Origin of the sequence: Vibrio sp. V42_P2S4T144, assembly GCF_009904715.1 — a bacterium.
Taxonomy (GTDB): Bacteria; Pseudomonadota; Gammaproteobacteria; order Enterobacterales; family Vibrionaceae; genus Vibrio; species Vibrio alginolyticus.
The window spans coordinates 1-8,760 of the sequence record NZ_WXWS01000066.1 but is presented as its reverse complement, the minus strand read 5'-3'; the positions used below and the strand labels follow the sequence as shown (position 1 = coordinate 8,760).

At 42.8% G+C, this 8,760-nt stretch carries 8 protein-coding genes; 1 reads left to right on the top strand and 7 read right to left on the bottom strand.

Going from position 1 to position 8,760, the window contains the following annotated elements:
• Window positions 1-182 precede the first annotated feature (182 nt).
• Complete coding sequence (locus CAG68_RS02060) at window positions 183-605, bottom strand: DUF805 domain-containing protein (RefSeq protein ID WP_005379526.1); 423 nt, start codon at window positions 603-605, stop codon at window positions 183-185.
• A gap of 162 nt (window positions 606-767) precedes the next feature.
• Window positions 768-1,115 (bottom strand): 5-carboxymethyl-2-hydroxymuconate Delta-isomerase, encoded by a 348-nt coding sequence (locus CAG68_RS02055; protein ID WP_005379524.1) that lies wholly within the window; start codon window positions 1,113-1,115, stop codon window positions 768-770.
• A gap of 270 nt (window positions 1,116-1,385) precedes the next feature.
• Between CAG68_RS02055 and tpiA the strand changes: the two genes are divergently transcribed.
• A complete protein-coding gene (gene tpiA, locus CAG68_RS02050) occupies window positions 1,386-2,156 on the top strand; it encodes a triose-phosphate isomerase (RefSeq protein ID WP_005384863.1) in 771 nt (256 codons plus the stop codon).
• Window positions 2,157-2,253: 97 nt separating this feature from the next.
• On the opposite strand, the gene galU is transcribed toward tpiA, so the two are convergent.
• The 5 genes from galU to CAG68_RS02025 form a co-directional block, all read right to left on the bottom strand.
• Window positions 2,254-3,132 carry a UTP--glucose-1-phosphate uridylyltransferase GalU gene (gene galU / locus CAG68_RS02045; protein WP_005397961.1) on the bottom strand — a complete coding sequence of 293 codons (879 nt, stop codon included), beginning with the start codon at window positions 3,130-3,132 and terminating at the stop codon, window positions 2,254-2,256.
• Between the two features lie 68 nt (window positions 3,133-3,200).
• Window positions 3,201-4,367, bottom strand: coding sequence for a nucleotide sugar dehydrogenase (locus tag CAG68_RS02040; RefSeq protein WP_025604212.1), 1,167 nt, complete (start codon window positions 4,365-4,367; stop codon window positions 3,201-3,203).
• 97 nt (window positions 4,368-4,464) lie between these two features.
• Complete coding sequence (locus CAG68_RS02035) at window positions 4,465-6,570, bottom strand: YjbH domain-containing protein (protein WP_161440729.1); 2,106 nt, start codon at window positions 6,568-6,570, stop codon at window positions 4,465-4,467.
• A gap of 24 nt (window positions 6,571-6,594) precedes the next feature.
• Window positions 6,595-7,746, bottom strand: a complete 1,152-nt coding sequence (locus CAG68_RS02030; protein ID WP_161440728.1) for a glycosyltransferase family 4 protein — start codon at window positions 7,744-7,746, stop codon at window positions 6,595-6,597.
• Between the two features lie 8 nt (window positions 7,747-7,754).
• Window positions 7,755-8,760: SDR family NAD(P)-dependent oxidoreductase (locus CAG68_RS02025; protein ID WP_161440727.1), on the bottom strand; the 1,006-nt coding region annotated here is incomplete at its 5' end.

The window sequence follows — 8,760 nt, the reverse complement described above, 5'->3', positions numbered from 1 at the left end:
CCTATTCTTTCCCGCTCAGCTTAACCACTGCTCAACCGGATGATAGATTCTGGACCACGCTCATTCCTCGCTGTTCAGAATGACAGTGGCTTTAACAGTATCTAAATCAAAAGAGTTCGTCATTCTAGCGAGCCTTAGCGAGACTAAGAATCTACTTTCAGCACGCACGATACTTGAGGCAATTACTCCGGCTCAGGGCCATATTGGTTTGGTCCTGATGTCCCCTTTAAGAGACCACATTCAATTAGAATCCATAAACCACAAATCAGAGAAATGGAAGCGACGAACATCTGTGGGGTCGACGGCTCTTGCGCGGCAGGGCTAGTCATTGGCGTGGCAATTCGGCCTATAATCAACGGAATATTCAGTGCTAGCCAATATATCGATTTGTTGCGGTCGTGCCAACGCTTGGTGGTGATCGCCAAATCAGGGATCAACAGAACCACCAAGAAAATAGGAAGAAGCACATAAGAGAGAGTAGGAAGCAGCTGGCTAATACCGGCACCAAAGCCTAGAATGGACACATAGTAAATGACGTTCCAAATCCAGTAGGTTTTACGGTTTATACGTCCTTGAAAAGAAAACAGTAACTCTTTAGTCGACATCAAATTTTACCCCAAAGTAGAAAGGTTATAGATTAGCCGAGTCGATATAGTTTGGAAAGGACACCGATAGCTTGGGTGCCCACAACGACCTTACAATAAGCAGAGCCAGGCTGAGAATTCGTAGCAATAACCCCTCGCTATTCTCGGGCAATTCAGCGCAACCTAGTTCACGACCTTTTGGAAGCTATCTATATCTATGTCTCGGATATTGACTGTTAAACTGTGCACGTGACTGGCTTGCTCTTGAAGTGTCGCCATCAAGGCTCGTGACAGTTCTCGCTTTTGTTCTTGGGAGCGACCAGATAACAAATCAAAGTTGATATGGATAAAGTCGAGGCTATCACCCTCCTCTCCTATTAACCAATTGTGGCACCGGAGCGTTCTAGATTTCACTGACGCGAGTTCAAAGAGGCCACTTTCTAACGCCGTTTTATGTAAATCCTCCAGCAACCCCTGAACATTGACGCGTTCTTCCACCGAGTTTGAATACTCTAAAACGAGATTTGGCATTTTGATTCCTTTCTACAACAATTAATTCCAGCGCGTAGTAATACCAATCTCAGCAGCAATTTCCGAGGAATGAACTATCATTCTGTCTACGCGATCACCAATCGGTTGCTTTTGACAAAAATAACAGGATCGATGCTTGGTCGAATCAGTAAAGAAAGCCGGACAAGACATGACGCCAATCATGATCTGTTCACATTATTCTGTTATATTCCTACGTAGATTTTTTTACATTAATTGACTATTTACATTAAAGATAAGGGAGATATTCCTATGCGTCGTCCTGTAGTGATGGGTAACTGGAAACTAAACGGCAGCAAAGCAATGGTAACTGAGCTGCTAACTGGTCTTAACGCTGAACTTGAAGGCGTTGAAGGTGTTGACGTAGCAGTCGCTCCACCAGCACTTTACATCGACCTAGCAGAGCGCGTAATCGCTGAAGGCGGTAACAAGATCATCCTAGGTGCTCAAAACACTGACCTAAACAACAGCGGTGCGTTCACTGGCGATATGTCTCCAGAAATGCTGAAAGATTTCGGTGCTACTCACATCATCATCGGTCACTCAGAGCGTCGTGAATACCACAACGAATCTGACGAGTTCATCGCTAAGAAATTCAACTTCCTAAAAGAAAACGGTCTAACACCTGTTTTCTGTATCGGTGAATCTGAAGCGCAAAACGAAGCTGGCGAAACTGAAGCAGTATGTGCACGTCAAATCAACGCAGTTATCGACACTTACGGTGTTGAAGCTCTAAACGGCGCAATCATCGCTTACGAACCAATCTGGGCTATCGGTACTGGTAAAGCAGCAACAGCTGAAGATGCACAACGCATCCACGCTTCTATCCGCGCACTAATCGCAGCGAAAGACGAAGCAGTTGCAGCACAAGTAATCATCCAATACGGTGGTTCTGTTAAGCCAGAAAACGCTGAAGCTTACTTCTCACAACCAGACATCGACGGTGCTCTAGTTGGCGGTGCTTCTCTAGACGCGAAAAGCTTCGCAGCAATCGCTAAAGCAGCGGCTAAAGCAAAAGCGTAATCTCGTTTTTACTGAGAGTAGAAATAACAAAGGGATGCATCATGCATCCCTTTTTGTTTGTGTTGTACCGTCGGAGTACCTAATAGAAAGTTCCGACCTACGCTGGCTCGGCAATTTTCACGGTTGGCTTTTTCGCTAGCTCCGCACTGGAATCTTTCTTATAAAGGTTCTCGTAGCAGTAATTTGTAGCTTCAATGTAGCCTTCTACACTACCGCAATCAAAGCGTTGACCTTTAAATTTGTATGCCAAAACACAACCAGATTGAGCTTGTTGCATCAGCGCATCGGTGATTTGAATCTCACCACCTTTACCTGGCTCTGTATTTTCAATCAGTTCAAAGATATCAGGTGTCAGAATATAGCGACCAATAATCGCTAGATTGCTAGGTGCAGTACCTGGCTCTGGCTTTTCAACCATGTTATCAATGCGGAAGATATCATCTTTGATCATCTCGCCAGCAATCACACCGTATTTATGCGTTTCTGATTCCGGCACTTCTTGTACCGCAACGATTGAACAGCGGAACTGTTTGTACAGCTCAACCATTTGCGCTAGAACGCCTTTGTCCTCATTCACACAAAGGTCATCCGCGAGCACAACAGCAAACGGTTCATCACCGACCAATTCACGTCCCGTAAGAATAGCGTGACCTAAGCCTTTCATTTCACGCTGACGGATGTAAGTGTAACTCGCAGAATCAATCAAAGAACGAATATCATCAAGCAGCGCTTCTTTACTTGTACCGCTAATTTGATGCTCTAGCTCGTAGTTTTTATCAAAGTGATCCATTAACGAGTGCTTACCACGACCCGTGACGATGCACATACCGTCCATACCGGCTTCAATCGCTTCTTCAACACCGTATTCAATCAATGGCTTGTTCACCACTGGCATCATTTCTTTCGGCATCGACTTAGTTGCAGGAAGGAAACGTGTACCGTAACCCGCTGCTGGGAATAAACATTTTTTAATCATAACCATTACCAACTAAAAAAAGGCTCCTCTGAGGGAGCCTATTACATTATTTTGAATATAAAGACTAATTAATCGCTACCAAACAGGTCACGGGTGTAAACTTTATCAGCCACATCAGCTAGTTCCTCAACCATGCGGTTAGAAACAATAACATCAGACATTTGTTTGAACTCTTCAATATCGCGGATAACGGCAGAATGGAAGAACTCATCTTCCTGCAGTACCGGCTCGTAAACCACTACTTCAATACCTTTCGCTTTAATACGCTTCATAATGCCTTGAATAGACGAAGCGCGGAAGTTATCTGAACCAGCTTTCATAATTAAGCGGTAAATGCCCACTACTTTTGGCTGACGTTTGATAATGGAGTCTGCAATAAAATCTTTACGAGTGCGGTTTGCATCAACAATTGCACCAATGATGTTATTAGGAACTTCTTGGTAGTTTGCTAACAATTGCTTTGTATCTTTTGGTAAGCAGTAACCACCATAACCGAATGACGGGTTGTTGTAGTGATTGCCAATACGAGGGTCTAAGCCAACACCTTCAATAATTTGGCGAGCATCAAGGTTGTGTGCTTCAGCATACGAATCTAACTCATTGAAATAAGCTACGCGCATCGCTAGGTATGTGTTTGAGAACAACTTAACCGCTTCGGCTTCTGTAGAGTCAGTAAACAAAACCGAGATGTCTTCTTTTACCGCACCTTCAACTAAAAGATTAGCGAACTTCTCTGCACGTTCGCTACGCTCACCAACGATAATGCGAGACGGGTGTAGGTTATCGTAAAGAGCTTTACCTTCACGAAGAAACTCTGGAGAGAACATAACATTCTGACAACCGAGCTCCTCTTTAATGCGCGCAGTATAACCCACAGGTACAGTCGACTTAATCACCATAACTGCATCTGGATTAATTGCCATCACATCTTTAATCACTGCTTCAACTGAAGAAGTATTAAAGTAGTTCGTTTGAGGGTCATAATCCGTTGGTGTAGCAATAACAACAAACTCCGCGTCTTTGTAAGCCAGCTCTTTATCTAGCGTCGCGATAAAGTTGAGTTCTTTGTTTGCAAGGAAATGTTCGATTTCCGCATCAACAATTGGAGATTTCTTGTCATTCAACAAGTCCACTTTTTCTTGGATAATATCAACCGCCACAACCTCATGGTTTTGTGACAATAACATGGCATTGGACAAACCGACGTAGCCCGTGCCTGCTACAGCAATTTTCATTTTTATTTCCTATTATTTAACTGACGCTAGCATATCAAAACACCGACACTCTCGGTAGAGTGCGGCAATTAACTAAAAGCCTAACTAGCAACACAACTTAATTCAATTGAGTACCCAAGTAACGCAAATAAGCATTACGAATGCGAAGCTTGTTCTGCTCAAAGTACTCTTGACCATAACGGCCTCGGTTAAAGTAGCGGCGAAGCATACTATTATCCATCACGAGTTCATCACCCTGGCCTGCTGCCAAATAGTTTGTATCGTTGCCAACTCGAGTCGTAACGTTGAAATCATAAGCCTCGTTACCACGAACTTGTATCACTCCCGGCGACATATCGCGCCATGGCGTTAATGGCAGTTTTACTGACACAGTGACAAACTGCTCTTCGTCTGTATCGTTAAACTTTGTCACCTGATAACTTGCTGATACTTCAATGTCTTCAAACCAATGTGATGTCGTGAATTTTGCGCCAACATCCCCTTTCCAAAACTCGCCAGCAGTTGCGTTAAACTGCCAATCCCACTCTGGCATAGAGAATGTGTAACGAGTTAAAAAGGTTTGGCGGTCTGGATTCGCATAACCATTTTTGTCTTTTTCGTCTTGATGTTGGAAGTAGCTCATCTCTAGTCCCAACTCATGGTTGCCCGATTGAGAGAACCAAGCTGATTCGCTGCGCGCACCGATATAATCCGACTTAACCAAGCCTAGAGAGACCTGGTTAGCAATATCGACATATGGTAAACGGAAGAACTGATGCACCATTGCACGATCAATCTCGTTCTCGTACGCGCTATCTTCGAAATACCCACCTTCTTCAAAATCGTCACTTTCTGCTAAAGGTAAAATATGACGAACATCAATTGCCGCGCCAGACCATAGGTAGGTGTATAAGTTGCTAGACATAGCAAAAGAGTAATCATACACACCGTACTCGGTTGCAAAACCATGCCTTACCATAGGAGAAAGCACGATCTGCGAATCTAAAGTGCCTGAATTAACTCGCTCCGTTTTCCAATCAACCATGTCTAATCTTTCCGACAAATCGCGCGTGATAAACTGAATGTCATCACAAGCTGCGCTACCATTGACAAAACTTTGGTAACAGTTAGAGTCAGACAAAACGCTGACCACTGGTTTTTGGTTGGCAAGCATCACAAGTTCAAATTGATCCGATGCAGCGCCTATATCTTGCGCCGCATTTTGACCTAAATGACTCGACACAATACCCAGAGCGACACCTAGTCCGTCAACTTGGTTATGGTTGTAGCGGCGGTTTTCTACAGCCACCACAACTTTGTCATTTGATACACCCACTTGAACATTAACGAAGCCTTCATTTTTTAACGCACTAACCAAAGAGGAAATTGACGCTTGTTGCGCTTTGTTTTGCTCAACGACTAAACGATCCATTAACGTCATATTATTCTTCGCGTAGTCGCGAGAGCGAGAGTATTCCGTTATCAATGGCATCGAGAGTGCAGCACTCCAAACGCTTGAACCATCCGATTCATGACCAGAATAAATCTGGTAGCTTAATGAGGCGGTTATATCATTAGGCAGTAAATCATCGGGAGTGAACACTTTTATAGAAGAGTTGAATTCTACTGAATCGTACTCTCCTACTAGTTGAACAAAGTCAAAAGGTTGGTATTCAAAGCCACCAAAAGGGCCATCTAGAACACCCATCAAACGCTCTTCTGACTGACCGAAACCAGCAGAAACCCTTAAGGGAAGTGCATTAAACGTATAATCAGCGACGGCAAAATTAGTCATGAGCTTATTTGCAGCCCCACCGACATCTTGCATACCCAAAGCAAAATCTAAGTTCTCATTCCCCCAAAAATTGGGAACCTGATACTTCAGTGATAATGATAAATCTCGAATACCGCCACAGCCTGTTTTAAAACAGTTCGAGTTATAATCATAAGTAACGATACTACCATGAGCCTCTAACCCTTCAATGAGGCCGAAAGATACTTTTATAGAATCTAAACCTTGCACCTCGTCAAGCCAAGGGCGCCCTTGGGCAAAAGATACACCAAAGTCGCCATACTCTTTAACTTGAGCATTAGGGTTAAAAACCAGTCCACTAAAGCTTTGGTTAGAATTTAGCGTCTGCAATTCGTTTGCCGCGACGCCACAACTACAAGCCAACGATAGGGTAATTATCGTTACTTCATCCACTGAAATCTTTTTGATCATAACTCTTTATTTTATTTAGTTTTGCTAGCTGGCACTGAGGCCTTCTGCTTGAGTTTTTTCTTTTTGAAAGCAATCTTCCACTGCGTCCAAGTATTTTTGTATGACTAACTGCTCATCAAACTCTCGTTCAACTTTTTGACGACTGAATTGTCCCATTGTTAACCTTTCTTGATGAGTGAGGTTGATCACCAAATCCAGTTTTTCAATTAAACTCTCTGTCGAACGAGGAGTACATAAATAACCATTGACTCCATCGTCAACCGTTTCACGACAACCAACATTGTCAGTTGTTACTATGGGTTTCCCCATTGCCGCCGCTTCAAGTAACGATTTAGGTACTCCCTCTCGATAGAATGAAGGAAGCACCATGCAATCTACCTTCGCAATCTCCTCTTCTACACAATCAGAAGTGCCAAGATAACTTACAATGCCTTCATCAACCCACTTTTGCATATCACTACTAGAGACAGCTGAAGGGTTATTAACATCAAGAAAACCTAGTAATCGAAATTCAACCTTATCACCATGTTTAGACTTCAATGCGCGAGCCGCTTCAACGTAGTGACCAATGCCTTTGTCGTACAACATTCTGGCAATCAATAAAAAGCGAATTACACCGTCATCATTTGCAGGGCTAACTTGAAAACGGTTGAGATCAGCTCCCGAACCAGGTAAACGATCAACAAGATACGATGGCGCTAACCGGTTCTCCAAAAACAACGTTTTATCGTCTTCATTTTGAAAGAAGATCTTACTTGCTTTAGATTGGCTCATTTTATACAGCAATCTGGCAATCTTAGACGTAAGGCCTTCATTAATAAAGACCATACCTAAGCCGGCAATATTATTGACCGACTTAGAGCCAACAAAATGCCCAGCTAACGTACCGTAGATATTATTCTTTGGAGTAAAGTTCAGTACCACATCGGGTTTGACGCTCTTAAAGATTTTGATAAATGAGAAAAACGTACCAATATCTTTAACAGGATTTGTACCCCCTTGGTCAATGTTGATATGACAAAAGCTTGCTCCAAGTGATTCAAGTTTCGGTGAATAATCATCTTTAGGGGCTATAGCTACAACCTGATAACCAGCGTCCAACAACGCCGTAATGGTGTTTCTTCTGAAATTATATAAATACCAACTTGTATTTGCTGAAATCGCAACCGTTTTCATCTAACTACCTAAACCTTATAAAACTCGCGATACCAATCAACTAAGGCTTGAACGCCTTGTTTAAGACCAACTTGAGGTTTATAGCCAGTCGCTTCGAATAAATCAGAGGTATCAGCATAAGTCTTATACACATCACCAGGCTGCATCTCGCGGAAGTTCTTTTTCGCTTCAATACCAAGCGCAGATTCGATTTCCGTGATGAAGTCCATAAGGTTAACTGGACTACCGTGACCGATATTGTAAACAGAATATGGAGCAGAACTAGAAGCAGGCGTACCGGATTCAACGGTCCAGTCGTCATTTCTTTGAGGGATAAGCTCAGAAATACGTACAATACCTTCAACAATGTCGTCAATGTAAGTGAAGTCTCGCCACATATCGCCATTATTGTTTATATCAATTGTATCGCCCTCTAATATCTTCTTAGTGAAAATAAAAGGTGCCATGTCAGGACGACCCCATGGACCGTAAACGGTGAAGAACCGCAATCCAGTGGTCGGTAAGTCATACAAGTGAGAATATGAGTGTGCCATTAACTCATTTGATTTCTTCGTCGCCGCATACAAAGAAACTGGATGATCAACCGTATCACTTGTTTCAAAAGGTGTTTTTTGATTCAAGCCATAAACAGAAGATGACGATGCGTAAACTAGATGCTTAACTTTTGAATGTCGGCAACCCTCTAGGATGTTTAGGTGACCAACTAAGTTAGAATCCGCATAGGCCATCGGGTTTTCTATAGAGTATCTCACACCAGCTTGAGCTGCTAAGTGGATAACACAATCAAACTGGTTGTTAGCGAAGAAATCAGCTACAGCTTGTCTATCCGAGAGATCCATCTTTACAAATTCGAATCGCTCACTATTGTTGATCGTCAGTAGTCGAGCTTCTTTAAGATTAACATCATAGTAGTCATTAATATTATCTACACCAACAACACTCGCACCTTTACTCAAAAGCACTTCAATGGTTTTAGCGCCAATAAAACCCGCTGCGCCAGTTACTAAATATTTC

Coding starts and splice junctions, on each gene's coding strand:
- tpiA (WP_005384863.1), top strand. CDS start 1,386: ATGCGTCGTCCTGTAGTGATGGGTAACTGGAAACTAAACGGCAGCAAA.
- CAG68_RS02030 (WP_161440728.1), bottom strand. CDS start 7,746: ATGAAAACGGTTGCGATTTCAGCAAATACAAGTTGGTATTTATATAAT.
- CAG68_RS02060 (WP_005379526.1), bottom strand. CDS start 605: ATGTCGACTAAAGAGTTACTGTTTTCTTTTCAAGGACGTATAAACCGT.
- CAG68_RS02040 (WP_025604212.1), bottom strand. CDS start 4,367: ATGAAAATTGCTGTAGCAGGCACGGGCTACGTCGGTTTGTCCAATGCC.
- galU (WP_005397961.1), bottom strand. CDS start 3,132: ATGATTAAAAAATGTTTATTCCCAGCAGCGGGTTACGGTACACGTTTC.
- CAG68_RS02035 (WP_161440729.1), bottom strand. CDS start 6,570: ATGATCAAAAAGATTTCAGTGGATGAAGTAACGATAATTACCCTATCG.
- CAG68_RS02055 (WP_005379524.1), bottom strand. CDS start 1,115: ATGCCAAATCTCGTTTTAGAGTATTCAAACTCGGTGGAAGAACGCGTC.